A 15,948-nucleotide genomic window follows, 5' to 3' on the forward strand; every position below is an offset into this window, starting at 1 on the left:
GATCTGCCCCTCAACCATCTGCCCAGGTCACTTTCTCTTGAAGCGCAAGAGAATTCCGTAGGCGTAGTCCTTGAGATACTCGTCCATGTCCCCGGCGAAAGTGGCGAAGGCATCGGCGCTATCCAGGAGATTCCGTCGCTCAGCCGGTTGCGGGCCCGGTGCAGGGCTCTCGATGGGCTCAAGGCGCAGCCTCAGTCCCAAATGGACAGCGGTACTAGCTGTCGTCATCTTCTACAGGAGATCCTCGCCCGAAGGCGTACTCCTCGCCTGGTGAACTTCCTGTCCAGAAACTCGTCCAGTTTCCTCCGGTTCAGCACCGTGCGGCCGCTGGCGCTGGCGCAGCACGCGAAACTTGAACGACCACGCGGGCTGCGCCGCGGGCGTGTGTTTGATTTCGAGTGCGTAGCCGGGCGGGTCTAAAGCGAGTTCCACGGTGTGGACGATCGTCAAGAGCGTGAGGGCGATCTCGACCTCGGCGAAATTGCTGCCCAGGCAGCGATGGGTTCCCAAGCCGAAGGGAGCAAAGGTGCCCGGTTCGTGGATTGGTGCATGTCACGGATGCAGCTAATGGCCAACATCCATCGGTGGCTTGTAGCCAATCTCTAGTCGCAGTGTAGGGCTAGAGGATCTCAGATAGAAACCTCCCTTCGAAAAGTTCGCAGTTCAGTCCTACACGGCCCACCACGCGTACCGTATTCATACCTCCTCACCCTCTGTGGTTGCCGTTCTTGCATCGGAGTTCATGGCCGATGGGAACGGCGCTTGCTGTTTCAAGAGAAGAGAAATAGTCCGCGGTGACGCTCTGTCCAAGCCCGTCTTGGTTGCCGCAATACCGGGGGGTTGACATGCTTCCGTTGGGAGCCAACTTCCATTCGCCGCCTGCGCTAAGTATTGCATATTGGTAACAAATACGTTACCATATATTGCATGATCGAGATCAGAGAATACGTCGATAAGCGGGGACGCAGTCCATTCGGCCGCTGGTTCGACGGTCTCGACGCCGGGGCGGCTACCCGGGTGCGGACGGCCCTCGCCCGCATGAAGGCTGGGAATCTCTCCAACGTCAGAGGCGTTGGCAGAGGAGTGCTGGAGTGCCGCATAGACGTCGGCCCAGGCTTCAGGCTCTACCTCGGCCTAGAACTTGCCTCACAAATATGTCGCTCTGCGTAAACCTGCCCTTCGACAGGCTCAGGGCGAACGGAAAAGGCGAAAATCCGTTCATGCTGAGCCTGTCGAAGCACGAGTCGGCTTGTCGCTGATTTATGTGATAGCCTCTGGTAATCCTTCTCGGAGGTGGAACGAAAGCGCGCCAGCAGAGGGACATCGAAAATGCCCGCGAACTCTGGCGAGAGTACACGCGCCGCAAGCAGCAGGAGGCGTGAAAGATGCCGCTCACCCGTGACTTCAAGGAGACCGTGCAGACCCGCGCCGAGCGCGACCAGGAATTTCGCGAAGGGTTGCTAAAGGAAGGTGTCGAGTGCCTGCTTGCCGGGGACGTCGATACGGGCAAGATCGTCCTGCGTGACTACATCAATGCCACCGTTGGGTTCGAGGAGCTTGGTTCCCTGACCGGCAAGCCGCCCAAAAGTCTGATGCGCATGTTCGGGCCGTCCGGCAACCCCCATGCTCGCAATCTCTTCGAGGTCATCAGCCGCATCCAGCAGCATGAAGGTGTCCAACTCGAAGTGAACGCCGTTCGGTAATCGGCAGGTCTCCGGCTGAACCGCGCGGTTAGGATCGGAAAGGAACCCATGCTCACACCATCTTTGGTTGCCGAGGGCTATCGCATTGACCACTTTGGCAATGTGGCCACCACAACTTACGTGGATCTGCGCGAGCCTGCGGCGCAACACCCCATCCCCGCGCTGCCGGATTCTGAGTTCTTGCGCAGGTAGCCCAATTGCCCAGGCGTTAGTCCCCTGCTATACTCCGCCATAGCAGCAGGACAAGTAGCTCAGCCGGTTAGAGCGCCACGTTGACATCGTGGAGGTCGGAGGTTCAAGTCCTCTCTTGCCCACCAGCAAAGCATGTCTCACCTTATGATAGACATGCGTCGAATTAAGAATAGTGAGTGAGGAAAGAAACACGCATGGATAGCTTTGAGCAGGCCTTTAGTGATACGGAAAAAGCGGCGGATTCAGCTCTAAAGTCTGCAAATGACTTGACAAAGCAGGTCAAGGCGTTGCAGAAGGCGGCCAAAGATGGCAACATTACCGCAATCAAGAATTCGTGCCAGAACCTTGATTCTGTGTTGGCTTTGTTGCGGCAAGAGGTGGCCAATGCGGTTCGAACGTGGCCGTACACGGATGAAGAAGAGGTGATGTATTTAGAGAACGGCTATTTTGACGAGCTTCGCCAGGCTACTGAAGAAAAGGGACTGGATACCTTCGAACAGGACGGTCGGCTGATCTCACCGCCGTCTGTGGTACGGGTTTTGCCTGGAGACCGAGCTGTGAGAGTTGATAGAAAAAAGATATCGACGTTGAGGCCTTCCCACCTTGCGGAGATGCTGGTGAAAAATAGTAAGAAACCGCCTCGATTTAGAGCGGATGCCTTTCTGGAGTCTCTGCACAAGACGTATGCACTTGTATCGGGTGAGCAGTCTCCTAAACAATTGATGCCTAGTCGCTCTGGCCCGGCCGTGCCATTAGCCAAGATTTATGAGGCATTGACGCTGTTGCCTGGAGTCAGCCTTCACTATATGGATAAGACAGACTTTGCCAGGGGAATCTATGTTTTAGAGACTCAGGGTCCATTCCGCACGAAGAAGGGTGCGCGCGTATCCTTTCCGGCGTCTACAGGCACGAAGAGCGGGCGGAGTACCTTTCAGTTTGTCGGTCCTGAGGGCCAAGTTATTCGATACTACGCAATCCAGTTTATTGGAGGCGATTAGTGGCGAACACCATACGCCTTGGTGAGTGGCTGTGTTTCATTGAGGAAGAATACTTGTCGACGTTCATCAAGGAGGGTGGCGCGTCCATCAAGTTTGCTGTTACGGAAGATGGACTGAAACCGGCGTTGTATGAAGCTGTGGAGCGCCGCTGCCGGGAATTGGATTGTATTTTTGTCAAAATAGACGCAGCGAAGACGAGAGTCTACATGCCCCAAGACATCTTCTTCGAGATGGCGAAGCAAGTAGACTGGCGACTATCGGCTCGGCGCCTCGTTTTGCGTTTTGCTAAGGAAAGTGGATATAGGGTTGATGCGATTGATCCAAGCAAGGCTGATAATATCTTCGCTGCGATTGGGGAAGTAAACGACGGGCTGGACCCAACCTTTGTGCTTCATGAGTTAAGGCCTAGGATACAAGATAGCGTGTTCAAAGAGTATCAGATGGCTAAAGATTTTAGAGTTGCTATGAGTCACCTTTGCCTCGCTGCGAACACTGATCAGCCAGTGATTGATTGGTTAACAGGAGATAACACAAAGGTAAGCAGTGTTAAGCCATTTGCAATCCATACTCCCATCAATCGGACTACGGCACGCCACTTTATTCAATCGGCGCTCTTCTGGTTCTGGTACGTGGGGCACGGGGGGACAGTGATAGTGCTCGATAGTTCCCGTGTAACGGTTTCTCGAAATCCAAGGGATGGATTGAAATACTATACAAAACCCATGGCAATGGACCACTATGAGCTTCTCCGGGAGTACATCGATGAAACAGACAAATTGATTGGCGCATTGCTCATAGTCGTGACGGACAGCGCATTCCTTGATTACGATGACCGTTCTAGAGGATTTGGCATGTATCAAGCCCTTATGACAAGAGTCATGGATGACGTTCGCGACAAGGAGTTGGTCAACCCGATCGCTTCTTTAGTTCGGCTGTCCTAAGAAAGAGGCTGGAGCCATGATTAGCGCCATAGATGTGAAAGACGCCTTTGCTTGCAAGCGGGCGTTGGAAGGGCTGCGAAACGGTGTGCCTAACGAGGAAGCCGTAAAGCTCTTGGGGTGCAATCAGCCACAGGCGGAGAGACAGTTCGAAGAGTTGCTGTCCAAGTCGATCGATTCGGATGGCCCGCCTTCCCATGCGTTAGGGATGCTGGTTTCGGGAGACTTCGGCACCGGAAAATCACACCTCCTTTCTTACTTGGAACATCAAGCATTGTCACAGGGTTTCGTCTGCAGCAGAGTGACGATTAGTAAAGAGACACCCCTCTACGACTTAGCGAAGGTTTTTAAGTCCGCAGTAGACTTTGCACGGATGCCGAACCGAACTGGGCAGCTAATGGAAGAACTCGGGCTTATACTTGAAAAATCAGATGCATACCCTCGCTTCTTTCTCTGGGCCGATTCTGAGCAGAACGGGCTACACCGTATCTTTCCGGCAACCCTGATGGTGCATGAACGGGCAAGTGACTTTGATCTTGTTAGCGAAATCCGTGCGTTTTGGTCAGGAGAGAGAATCAAGGTTGCCACCGTCAAGGATGGACTTAGGCAAATCGGTCAACTGCCGAACTATCCCTTCAGAGCGCCGAAAGTAAAGGAGTTACCCCCGCAACGGTTGCGATTCGCAACGGAACTGATAAAGGGGGCAGGATATAACGGTTGGGTCGTATTGTTGGATGAGGTCGAATTAATCGGCTCCTACACTCTGCCGCAGCGAGCCAAGTCCTACGCAGAAATTGCCCGTTGGTTGGGAAAGGTTGAAGATGAGGGGTGCCCGGGGCTCGTGGTGGTTGGCACAGTGACAAGCGACTTCGCGGCAGCCGTTTTAGGAGATTCCGGCAAGCAGGATCGCCATAACGCAGCCCATCGGTTGCGCTCAAGGGGAGATGATGTTACCGCGGCCAGGGCTGAAACGGGCATGAGAGTCCTCGAACGGGAAGCTACTCCATTAGAACCTCCGACCGACGAGGACGTGAACGCAACAATTGAGAAACTGCGGCAAATCCATAGCGTTGCCTACGTTTGGGATGCGCCAAGAAGAGAGGGAAAGGCAGGCGGAGCGGGATATCAAGGTAGAATGCGGTACAAAGTGCGAGCAGCGATAAATGAATGGGACTTGCTGCGCTTGTACCCAGATTCCCGCCCTGAAACGGAGGGTACGGAGATTTCAATTAGCTATGAAGAACAACCAGATTTGGAGAAAGAGGTTAAGGACGGCGAGGGCGAGGATGAATAGGAGATCAATGAACGGTTCTCCTTTAGAAATACGCTGTCCGCTTGGCCAAAGCATGGCTTATAACCACCCATGACCGTGTGGTCACTGTCATGACCATGACAGAGTCTTGACTTCTCTGACCCCGTATGCTGTGCAGCGACAGTCACACACGCACCCCTTACAGCTACGGGCCAACACAGGTTCGAGCAAGGTGAAATTGACTCTACTCAGAGCAAATTCAGTGCTATCCCTGTCCCGTTGCTGAGAAGCAAGAGCATCCGCACATCCTCAATCACCTCCTGCCGAAAAGCTTGTCTAAGAGTCCATTCCCCCGCCCGGTGAGTTTCGCTCCCAAGAACTCCTCCAGTTCTCTGCGATTCAGCACAGTCCGGCCGCCGACGCTGGCGTTGTCGTCGATGAGGGTGGAGGGGACGTTCTCCCAGTCGAATTCGCGCCGTCCGAAGGTGTCTTTCTGTTCGATGACGATGACTTTGTCGGCTTCCAGAATCCAGCCGGTGGGGTGGTCGCCCTCTTTGTTCATGCGGGTGGCGCGCCGCAGCAGGTGCTCGAGCTGTGACTTGACCCGCTCGTGGCGTTTGTCCGCGTATTCGTCCCACGTGACAGGCTTGCACCATGCAGGCGGACTGTCGTCCAGCAGGTCGCCGATCAATTCCGCGAGGATGGTAGATGAGAACGCGAGCCAGTCCTCGGGTTGGGGGGTCTCGTCAAAGCGAGCGAGCGTACGCCGCAGATACTTGCGGTAGAGGTGCGTGGAGAGGCTGCGGCGCACTTCCTGGATCTTCAGGTGCAGCTCGTGGCGCAACTCTTCCTTGTATGAGGGCAGCGCGGTGGTGGTGTAGATCATCAGGCTGCGTTTGACGATCTGGTCGGTAAAGGCCTTCAACTCCTGGTTCATCGAGAGCACGAAACAGGGATATTCCGTGACCTGCGGCGGATTCTCGTCCTTGATGACATCTTCGCCGTGATTGCGTATAGCGGGCCTGCCGATGTCGTCAAATACGGCCGGAAACCGCTTGTAGGCGTGCTGGATGTCTCTTAGTCGAGCCCGGGTAAAGTCCCGCTTATCGATGCTGTACGACTTGCCGAACATGGATGACATGAGCGTCTCGATCAGGCTGGACTTGCCGCACGACGGCTTGCCGTAGACTATGGCGAACGACGGGAACCGGAAGATGTCCCCCTGGTGGCCGGCCAGTGTGCGCATGTCGCACATGAAGGGCGCGAAGTAGAGCCACGACCAGAGGATGAAATAGTCCCGCTGCAGCCGTTCCACCCCCATGCCGCCTTCGAACGTGCCTTCGTAGTTGCTGAAGAATTCCACCAGCAGTCTCGCATCTGACTTTGCGGCGGCGAGGTCGGCTTCCAGCGAATATGGTTCGCCGAGGAGCAAGACGCTCTTTGTGTCCCTGTCGATGGATAGCTCGCGGTGGTCGGTCTCTTCCTCGGACTGCACGACGCGGATGCGGCTGGACTCTCTGACGATCTTGCGCCGGATGTCGGGTGTGATCTGCTGCTTGCCACTGCGGGGCGAAGGGATGAGGTTGGCCACCACCGGTGGAATCGCTGCTTTCATCTTTTCAATGCGCTCTATTTGCGCGGGAACGGCAATGTGGGCCCCTTCGGCTGCGCCCTGCTCGCTCTCCGGCGTGTCAATTACCAGAGTGGAGAGGTCTTCAGGATCGAGGACGGGCACTTCCTGCAGCGCGATTTCAGTACTTTCGATGCGCTCTGGTGGCAGCGGCAGCTCGTCGGATGCCCGGTCCCGAATGGCTTCATACATGCCGAGGTAGTGAGCCCACGCGGCGCGATCATCGTCGAAGCAGACCAGAGTCTCGGATTGCCGACCACCAAAGGCCGTCTCCGATAGGTTCGCGGATCCGACAAGGGTGCGGGTGCTGCCGGTCTCGGTTTTCTCCAGCAGGTAGAGTTTGGCGTGGGCGATCTGCTTGCGCAGCACGCGAAAGCGGGCTTGGCCTTCCCTGACGCGGCTCAGGATGAACGCATGGCGTTCATCGGAAAGGTTCTTGATGGCGGCCCGCGTGTCACCGATGGCGACCTGCTGGAACGCCATGATGTCCTTGAGCGTGCGCAGCGTGCTCTCGCAGCCGAATACGCACTCGAATTCGCTGAAGCTATGCTTCTCCAGCAGCCGAATGATCGCGCTCACACCTGCTGAGTAGGTGAGAATACGGATGCGGTCGTAGCCGTCGAACAGCGACCAGTCGAACTTTGCCTCCGACTCAAAGCGAACGTGCGCCACCCGCAGCCCACTGCCGTCGTTAAATTCAAAGCCGCGGTTTGCTAACTGTTCGGGTTCGCGAGACGCCATACCAGCCTCCGCCTAAGGGAAAAGCCTCCCGTGCCGATAGTATAATGCAAGATGACGCTGGGCAACGGTGCAGGTGAGAGGTGGGGTCAAAGTTTCGATAGGCCGGGAGGCGGCATTGCCGATACAATAATTGCGTACGAATTCCGTGCCGGCGGAACATGTGAGTCGGGTAGATATACTCCAAAAAAGGGATGGGGGACCGAGCGAACCGCATTGAAGTGTATCATGTCTTTGACAGCTAGAGTGTCGGCTCCCATTCAAGTCAAAGTGTGAGCTATTAGAGTGATGAACGTCCTCCGGCGCCTCAGTCTCTTTGCTGGCGCGACACCGCATACACTTTTGTCACGAATGAATCACATGGGCGTCTGGGGAGTGGAAAGCAGGAAGCTAGCCATTTGCGGCCTGATCATTGTAATTGCGTTTTCCACAGCCGCAATGAGCTATGCAGTCCGTGTAGGCGCCCCAGTGTCCTTAGAGTGTAAGTACTATTACACTGAAGAAGGAGGAAGCAGCAATAGTGCTACAACCGGCTGCGAAGTAGAGGTCTGCCAATAGTCCCTGCCAATCCGCTGGGACCGTTGAGGGGGTGTGCCGTCAGTGATGGGGGATCTGAGTGTCAATTTAGTTGCGGTTCCGATCCCAGATCATGGTGCGGACTCTTCGATGATGATAACGTGGAGCCGCCGCCCCCGCCACCACCGCCTACTCCCACTCCTGAACCGACACCTACTCCGATGCCGACACCAAGCGCTTCACCTACTCCTAGTCCTGTTCCTACGCGGAGGCCCGCTCCAACGGCAACACCGGAACCACCACCGACTCCGCGGCCTACACCCAGTCCGACACCAGTCCCTACGCCCTCTCCAACGCCTTCGCCAGTACCAACGCCTACACCAATCCCAACACCTATCCCTCCCACTCCGACGCCAACGCCAACCCCGACGCCTACACCGACTCCGACACCCACACCAGCATTGATTGCAGTTCCCACGGTTGCATTGATTGCTGAGCCCACTGCTGAGACTGCCGGAACGGTTGGTAACAATGTTGCCGCCACGCCTACGCCGGAGCCCGCCGCCGTTTCTGCGACAGCAACTGCCGCTCTCCCAACAGCCGAGCCAGTGGTGCAGCCTGTGCAACGCGACTTGCAGCGGCTGGCCGCACCAGTCATAAGCAACACTGTTCCTCGTATCCGCAATACCTTGGGTGGCATTGCGTCAACGCCACGGAGGAGGATAACGCTGATGGTTATTCAGGGTCTTGCAAGCATCTTTGCAGTATCAGTCTTCGGATACTTGATTCTGCGCAGGCGCCAATAGGATTGCAGGGATCGCGATTACCGGCATTGATTGGTTCGCGACTGGCAATCGTGTTTAGCTAGACCAATGCCCCGCTCTTAAACCGGAGCAGGCACGCTTAGGGGCAAGGTCATGGTGAACACTGTGTACTCTCCGTGCACCGAGTCCACCGCAAGATCGCCTCCCAGTCGCCTGGCCACGTCTGCGGCGATAGGAAGGCCCAATCCGGCCCCCGAAACACCTTCCCGCGTTGAAAAGAATGGATTGAAAATCTGACCGAGCACGTCTTCAGCAATGCCCGTGCCGTTATCACGTACCCGGATTTCGGCTGCGTCGCCAACCACCTGGGTAGAAACGGCCAGGTTCGGCTCATAGTCATCCTCAGAGGCTTCTTGCCTTAGTTGCATCGCATAGCAGGCGTTTCTGACGATGTTAAGCATTGCTTCGCCAAAATCCGTTTCTACGAGCGACAATTCACCCACCGCCGGATCCAGGTCAAATTCAGTCCGCACGGAAAAGCCCTGAGCTTCAGCGATAAAGCTGTTCACGCCGGACTGCACCGCGTCCCGCACCAGGCCGTTCAACTCTGTGACGACCGGTTCTCCACCTACCACTCCCAGTCCCCGCATACGCTCCACGATTGCCAAGGCGCGCCCTCCGTTAGATAGGACACGGTTCAGACTAGCGGTCATTTCCTCGCCAATGTCATCCAGCAACGCCGTATCGTCTGCCGACATTCTGTCGCGATACGTGTCCAACATTTCGGTAAGTTCGTTGTATAGCTCCAGTGTCCCTTCGGAAAAATTATTGACAAAGTTTAGCGGGTTCCTGATTTCATGGGCAACACCCGATACTAATTCTCCGAGTGCGGCCAGTTTTTCCTGAGCAATCAATCGGGCTTGGGTACGTTTCAATTCCGCATTGGTCTGGCGCAACTCTTCGTAGAGCTTTTCAACCAGATTGAGACGCTGCACTTCCAGTGCTTGCTCTCGGAAGACTTCCAAAGCGTTGGCAAGCTCCCCGATCTCATCCCGCCCCACTTCCGGTACGGGCGTTTCCAAGTCTCCGTCGGCCATGTGCCGCATGCGCTCCGACATACGTGAGAGTCGCCGCACCATGCCGTTGCCCACCCATAACCAGGCAGCAAGCGTAGCCGCTATCACGCTTATCACGCTGATTCCCGTCAATAATGTCCGTCCCTCATCGAAGCTACTCACCGCTTGTCCGAGCGATTCTGCAGAGTGGGCGCGGGATGCCGCCAGCAGACTTGCGACGGCATTTTCCAATGCCACACTTGACGCGTCGAAGGAAGCCGTTAAGTCTTTAATGTTTGCGGTCAAGGCCAACTGAAGGCTGCGGACGTAGAATACCCCTTCGCCTTCACCCAGAGACGCCACCGAAGGGTCAATGCCTAGCGCATGCAGCCTTGCAAACTCATCCCACAGCCGCTGCAACTCGGTTGCGCCCTCTGCTACCAGCACCTGTCGCAATACCGACAACGCTGCCTCCGACTCGCCGACATTCGACCGGGCCGTCGCCAGAATCAATCGATAGTCGGCGGCAACCTGATTTGTACTAATCAATGCCTCACGGCTGCGGCCGAGATTATCAATTGCATCCGCCAATTCGTAGGCCGCATCGCTTACGGCTTGGGCATCCGGCGATAGGTCCGGTACGCCGTTTACTACATCCAATGCCGAGTCAATTCGCGCCAGAGAGGCGGCCACGGTGCCCCTTGCCAAGCCCTGAAGCCCAGAATCGGGCCCTGCTGCCAGACCCAGCCCCACATTGCGCAAGCGCTCGGACTCCTGAGCCACAGTCCAAGACGCCTCTAACGCCGGCACGGATTCTGACCGCACCTGGAAGTTTAGGTCACCGCTCTGTTCAAAGTAGAAGACTCCTACCGCGCCGGATACGAGGGTGAGGATTACCGCGAAGCCCAAGGCTATGTATAATCGTGTTCCGATCCGCCGCCATCTGTCGACGAAGAATCCCATGCCCGCACTGTCTTCTAATAGGCCAACCCCCCTGAATTCGACATTGAATTCCGTTTAGAGAGGTTGCCTCAGCAGGTAGAATATCACAGACATATTGTCTTGGGACTGACAGGACCGAGACAAGCCCGCTTAGATGCAGGACACAATGAGTCAACCCGCGCCGTGAGCTGAACCGTGCGTAGGTCTCGTGGGAATCTCCGAGGCAAGCCCAAGAGTCGCGCCCCGTGGAAGAGTTTAGAGCTGAGAGAATTCTGGAGGCATGTTTCAATGCAGGTGCGGAGATACACACGGCACCTGGAGGCAAGAGACGTGTTTCGCAAACGTACGGTGCCCAATGCAGGCGACTCTAACTCTGAACTGTAATCAACTTGCGGCACTGAATGGCGCTACGGTTCTGTAGGCGGGATTAGCAGGCGCTGACCGGCGGAAATCGCGTTGGGATTCTCAATCCCGTTGAGTTCTGCAAGCGTGCTCACTGTGACGCCAAACTCCAGGGCAATAGCGGTGAGCGTATCGCCAGGCTGTACAACGTACTCTCTCAGCGCTGGTGGTGGAAGTGGCGTAGACGTTGGCGTTGTAGTCAATTGGGGGCTAGGTGTGGGTGCTGGTGTTGGGGTGGTTTCGGCCATTGGTGTCGGCGGCACTACGAGCAATTGGGGTGTCGCCGTCGGTACCGTGGATTGCAGATCGTCTGTGTGGGTGGCTGCTTGCGCAGTTGCGACTGTCGAATCGGGATACCAGAGGCCGCGGGTGGCAAACGTCACGGCGATGATCACGGCTACGGCGGTGTAAACGACAACTCGCGCAAGGCCTTGCTCACTTCCGAGCGGGATCTTTGAACCGGCGGGAAGGAGCGGCCACCAGTTTGCGCGAATGGATGCCGGCCACCAGTTCGCGCTGCCTATAAGCGTAACAATTCCCGGCACGAGCAGCGAGCGTACGACCAACGCATCGATGAGGATGCCCAGCGCAACAGCCGCACCCATCTGAAAGAGCATCTGCAGCGGGGACGCCGTGAGCGCGGCAAAGGTACCGGCGAGGATGACTCCAGCGGCCGTGATTATTGCCCCGGTGCGCGCTGAGGCCACGCGTACGCCCTCACGCAGGGGCAATGTCGCACTTTCTTCCCGAATGCGGTGAACCAAGAAGACGTTATAGTCCGCCCCGAGCGCGATGAGCATGACCATTACCGTCAATGGCAACAGGTAGTACACACCCTCGTGGCCGAGCAACCCTTGGAAGAAGAGCGTGGAAAGTCCTAGACTGCTGCCGTAGGAAAAGACTACGGTTCCCACCAAATAGAGGGGGGCAACGAGGCTGCGCAGGAGAATGGCGAGTACGGCAAAGATGCCTACCACGGTCACCACCCCCACCGCTTGCAGGTCTTGATGGATCACTCGCTGGACGTCAGCGACCTCGGCAGTGGCGCCGCTTAAGAAAACCTGGGCCGAAGCCAGTGGGCCGTCATTGTTCTGCTCAACTGTCTGCCGAACTATGTCCAGCGTAGAGATGGCATCTGCGCTTTGCGGGTCTTCATTGAGAATGACGAAGAGTCTGACTGTCTTTGAATCCTCTGAGATGAATAGCGGCATGACAGCGTTGGCAGCCTGCTCCACATCGGGGAGCGACGCTGGAATGAAGTAAGGGTAAGGATTCGCCGCGAAGACATTGCGCAATGCTGAAAGAGCCTCCGCTAGGCCGGTTGTCACTCCTACAGTGGGGTTCTCCCCCAAATCCTGCGCTGCGTCGCTTGGGAAAAACACCGCCTCCGGCTTTTCGGCGAAGAATCCGGCGAGTAGATCGAGTTGGGCAGCCACGCCACCGGCAGAATCTTGCAATTGAGACTGCAGCGCCGCTCGCTGTTGAGCAGAGAGATTGGCTGGCGCCGGCGCATCCTGCGCTAGCTGTTGAATTCCTACGAGAAGCTCGGTTGCTTCCCCGTAAGCGGGCTGCGCGGACACATCCGGAAACGCCTGAGACAGTTCCGCTAAATAGCGGGTCACAGGAGCAAACGCTGCGGACGGGTCGTCCGGTCTCTGCGATGGCGGAGGTTGGCGCAACTGTGCTGCCAATTGCCGTAGCTGCGTGGCCGGGTGTGCCTGGGCGCGGAGCGCGGTAGTGGTTGTGGACAGACGAGCGAGCGCTTCTCGGGTTTGGGAGAACTGCGCGGCTTGCGCCACGTCGGGGAAGGCGACTGCCAACTCGTCCACATACCGTTGTAGATCGTCGACTAGAGCCGATGCTTCATTGAGCCGGCGTGCTGGATCACCACTTGCGTCTGCTTGAGGTTCCCGCAATGATGCCGCAATCTGGTCGAGCTGTCCCGTTACCGTGAATGCTGCAGATGCAGACCCATCACCAACAGGATCGATGTAACTGCGCGTCTGATCGACCCCATCAATCGCCAGAAGTTCATCTTGCAACGTAGCAACGGCGCGTAAGAAGGGAGTAGATGTGACGTCTGCGCTCGACGGCAGCTGGAGCAGCACCACTGCAGGTGCAAACTCTCCTCGCGGGAAGTGATTGGCAATTGCATCGAAGCCCTGGCGTGAATCAGTGGTCTTAGGCAGAGATGCGACTAAAGCGATACTCTCTCGATACTGGAGTAGCCCGAGGTAAGGAATTGCCAGTAGCACGGTGATGAGAATCACAGAGACTAACGGCCGTCTGGCAACCAGATTGCTCACACGTACCCAGAAGGTGGACGGCTGCGTATTCTCGACGCTTGTCTTGCGCGGCCAGAAGAGATAGCGGCCAAAGATGGAAAGCAGGGCCGGTGTTAGCGTTAGTCCGGCAAGCAGAGTGATGCCTACAGAAAGCGCCAAACCGGGCCCCATCGTCTGGACCAGGCCAAATCGTGCCATGCCTAGCGCCGATAGTCCGACCATTGTCGTTATGGCGCTCGCCGCTATCACTGTGCCGATGCGCTGCACAGAGCGCACCGCTGCTTCATAGGCCGAATGCTTGGCGAGTTCTTCCCGGAATCGTGAAATGAAGAAAAGCGAATAGTCCGTGCCGGCGCCGAAGACGAGCACCACCATATAGGAATCGAGCAAAGATGAAACTTGCCAGCCAAACTGAGCCAGGTACCCCAGGATGCCCCGGGAGACAAGAAATGCTAGCGAAATCGTAATAAGGGGAATGAGGATTGCCAGCGGCGCACGATAGATGAAGAACAGCAAGCCGATTACGAGAAAAATTGTAACGATGGTGGTGCGGTCCGTGCTCTCGACGATGCTATCGACCAGGTCTGTGCCCAGCCCGGCCTCTCCAGTGAAATGCACGGCCAGGCCGTCGGGCCTGCCTTGCTGCACCCGCTCACGGATAGCGTATGTCGCCTCGTCCACCACCGGCTGAAAGGCTTCTACGGTGAAGTTGACCTGGAGCAGCATGGCAGCACCATCGGCGCTGACAAGCGTGCTTTCCTGCTCGGGACGGCTGTAAATCGAGACCACATCCTGCACGATGGCAGGGCCCTGAGGGGAGAGCAGCCAATTGTGGATGGATTCGGCGAACCCACGGTCCGCCGCGGTGAGTCCGCCCTCTCGAGTGAGAACCAACAGACCGATACTGGCACTGCCGCTCGCAGCGAATTCCTCAGCTTCCAATGTGCGGGCAGCGATGGACCTGGCAGAATCGGGGAGAAAGCTCGTCTGATCGGAAGATCCGACGTCACTGATGGATGGCGCCGTAAAGCCGAGGAGAAGCGCCAGAGCGATCCAAAAAACAAGCAACGGGATGCGAAGGGGCACGATAAGGCGCCCAAACTTACGGAACATCAGCCAACTCTAGGGGGAGCAGGTGCGGAACGGATCGCGATTTCACGTATTCCTGACAGGAGTCAACCCAGTTTGCTTTGCGGTGCCCTTAAGAATCATTCTACAACCCGAATCCCACCTTCACAACTGCTTGTATTGCAACTGAACAGCGGTACGCGCTAGTGAGTGCAAGGCACATACCATGCTGTGAAGACTGAGCGGAAGCACGCGCGATTTTGCAATTCGATGAATCTCAATGCAGCGAGTCGCCGCGCAATTCCCCCGCCCCACACTGAACGTTGCTTTCGGCCAACTCCGTTGACTTCTGGCCGTGAAACGGGTTTCATGTTGGGGTACGTTGGGGTCAGCGATAGGCAAATACAAGAGGCAGCCGTCATTGCTCAGATTTCGAAGGAGTTGTGAAACACTATGAAGAAGGGTTTGAACCGGGGAGCGTTGCCGCAAAACTGGCAACCTGCGCAGATTCTCGATACGGCTAAAGCAGCGGGCTTCGATGGTGTGGAGTTGACATTTGGCAATGAAGGATACTTGCATGTCAACCTCACGAACGACGAGTTGGGCACCATCAGGAAACATGCCGAGTCAATCGGTATAGAACTTCCCAGCTTGTATACCAGCTTAAATTGGCAGGTGCTCATGACGTCTGCCGACCCGGACGTACGCGCCAACGCGGCGCGCATCAACGAGCGCATGTTGGAAGTGGCGCATGAGATTGGCGCGAACACTCTGCTCATTGTGCCGGGTGTGGTCGATGAAAGCACCGCCTACGACGATGCGTACAACCGCGCGCGCGACGCGCTAGCGGGTCTTGTTCCCAAAGCGAGAAGCCTGGGCGTGTCGATTGGCGTAGAGAACGTCTGGAATAAGTTCTTGCTGAGCCCGCTTGAATTTGCTCGGTTCGTTGACGAAATCAATGATCCCCACGTCGGCGCCTACTTTGACGTGGGCAATATCCTTGCCTACGGCTACCCGGAGCAATGGATTCGGATTCTGGGTAAGCGCATCAAGAAGTGCCATGTCAAGGACTTCGTTGCTCAACGGCCCGGCGGCCACTTTACTACCTTGTTGGAAGGCGATGTGAATTGGCCCGCCGTGCGACAGGCGTGGAACGAGATTGGGTATGACGACTATGTAACCGTTGAGATCGGGCCCATGCGCCACAATCCGGAGTTGGGCGCGCGTATAATGGCTGAATCTTTGGATACGATCTTCGGCTTAGAGTAGGAATCTGGTTGCTTGTGGAGAAAGATTACTCCGAGTTGCTTGAAGATGAGCATATTAAGAGTATGTGCAAAGTGCTGTGTGAGTTTCCAGACTCTGCGGCAGCGCTTGAGCGGGGGGGGGGGGGGGGGACTTTTTTAAAAGCGGGGGGGGCCGGAAAAGGACTTGGAGAGGGATGTGGGCTGTGGTGGGGGTTCGC

12 protein-coding genes, 1 tRNA gene and 1 pseudogene are annotated in these 15,948 nt (G+C 56.5%); 9 read left to right on the forward strand and 5 right to left on the reverse strand.

Going from position 1 to position 15,948, the window contains the following annotated elements:
• Positions 1-27: 27 nt before the first annotated feature.
• Both OXE05_07870 and OXE05_07875 read right to left on the reverse strand, forming a co-directional pair.
• Positions 28-228 carry a hypothetical protein gene (locus OXE05_07870; protein ID MCY4437233.1) on the reverse strand — a complete coding sequence of 67 codons (201 nt, stop codon included), beginning with the start codon at positions 226-228 and terminating at the stop codon, positions 28-30.
• 3 nt (positions 229-231) lie between these two features.
• Positions 232-543, reverse strand: coding sequence for a cytochrome P450 (locus OXE05_07875; GenBank protein ID MCY4437234.1), 312 nt, complete (start codon positions 541-543; stop codon positions 232-234).
• A gap of 384 nt (positions 544-927) precedes the next feature.
• Between OXE05_07875 and OXE05_07880 the strand changes: the two genes are divergently transcribed.
• From OXE05_07880 to OXE05_07915, 8 genes and pseudogenes are all read left to right on the forward strand, one after another.
• A complete protein-coding gene (locus OXE05_07880; GenBank protein ID MCY4437235.1) occupies positions 928-1,170 on the forward strand; it encodes a hypothetical protein in 243 nt (80 codons plus the stop codon).
• A gap of 104 nt (positions 1,171-1,274) precedes the next feature.
• Positions 1,275-1,382: pseudogene (locus tag OXE05_07885) on the forward strand (type II toxin-antitoxin system RelE/ParE family toxin).
• Positions 1,383-1,385: 3 nt separating this feature from the next.
• Complete coding sequence (locus OXE05_07890; protein ID MCY4437236.1) at positions 1,386-1,703, forward strand: transcriptional regulator; 318 nt, start codon at positions 1,386-1,388, stop codon at positions 1,701-1,703.
• A gap of 48 nt (positions 1,704-1,751) precedes the next feature.
• The gene (locus OXE05_07895) at positions 1,752-1,895 is read left to right on the forward strand and encodes a hypothetical protein (GenBank protein MCY4437237.1); all 144 of its coding nucleotides are present in this window, start codon (positions 1,752-1,754) and stop codon (positions 1,893-1,895) included.
• Positions 1,896-1,943: 48 nt separating this feature from the next.
• A tRNA-Val gene (locus tag OXE05_07900) sits at positions 1,944-2,020 on the forward strand.
• Positions 2,021-2,089: 69 nt separating this feature from the next.
• Positions 2,090-2,893, forward strand: coding sequence for a hypothetical protein (locus OXE05_07905; GenBank protein MCY4437238.1), 804 nt, complete (start codon positions 2,090-2,092; stop codon positions 2,891-2,893).
• A complete protein-coding gene (locus OXE05_07910) occupies positions 2,893-3,834 on the forward strand; it encodes a DUF2791 family P-loop domain-containing protein (protein ID MCY4437239.1) in 942 nt (313 codons plus the stop codon). Before OXE05_07905 ends, OXE05_07910 begins: the two co-directional genes overlap by 1 nt.
• 85 nt (positions 3,835-3,919) lie before the next feature.
• Entirely contained in the window at positions 3,920-5,125 is a 1,206-nt protein-coding gene (locus OXE05_07915; protein MCY4437240.1) for a DUF2791 family P-loop domain-containing protein, read from the forward strand.
• Positions 5,126-5,396: 271 nt separating this feature from the next.
• Here OXE05_07915 and OXE05_07920 read toward each other — a convergent pair whose 3' ends face one another.
• The 3 genes from OXE05_07920 to OXE05_07930 all read right to left on the reverse strand — a co-directional run bounded on the left by OXE05_07920 (position 5,397) and on the right by OXE05_07930 (position 14,528).
• Positions 5,397-7,454, reverse strand: coding sequence for a phospholipase D family protein (locus OXE05_07920; protein ID MCY4437241.1), 2,058 nt, complete (start codon positions 7,452-7,454; stop codon positions 5,397-5,399).
• Between the two features lie 1,396 nt (positions 7,455-8,850).
• Positions 8,851-10,749 carry an ATP-binding protein gene (locus OXE05_07925; GenBank protein ID MCY4437242.1) on the reverse strand — a complete coding sequence of 633 codons (1,899 nt, stop codon included), beginning with the start codon at positions 10,747-10,749 and terminating at the stop codon, positions 8,851-8,853.
• A 386-nt stretch (positions 10,750-11,135) separates the two neighbouring features.
• On the reverse strand, positions 11,136-14,528 hold the full coding sequence (locus OXE05_07930) for an MMPL family transporter (GenBank protein MCY4437243.1): 3,393 nt from the start codon (positions 14,526-14,528) through the stop codon (positions 11,136-11,138).
• Between the two features lie 408 nt (positions 14,529-14,936).
• Here OXE05_07930 and OXE05_07935 point away from each other — a divergent pair, with 408 nt between their 5' ends.
• Complete coding sequence (locus OXE05_07935; GenBank protein ID MCY4437244.1) at positions 14,937-15,752, forward strand: sugar phosphate isomerase/epimerase; 816 nt, start codon at positions 14,937-14,939, stop codon at positions 15,750-15,752.
• The last annotated feature ends 196 nt before the right edge of the window (positions 15,753-15,948 follow it).

The organism is Chloroflexota bacterium (assembly GCA_026710945.1).
Classification (GTDB): Bacteria; Chloroflexota; UBA11872; order VXOZ01; family VXOZ01; genus VXOZ01.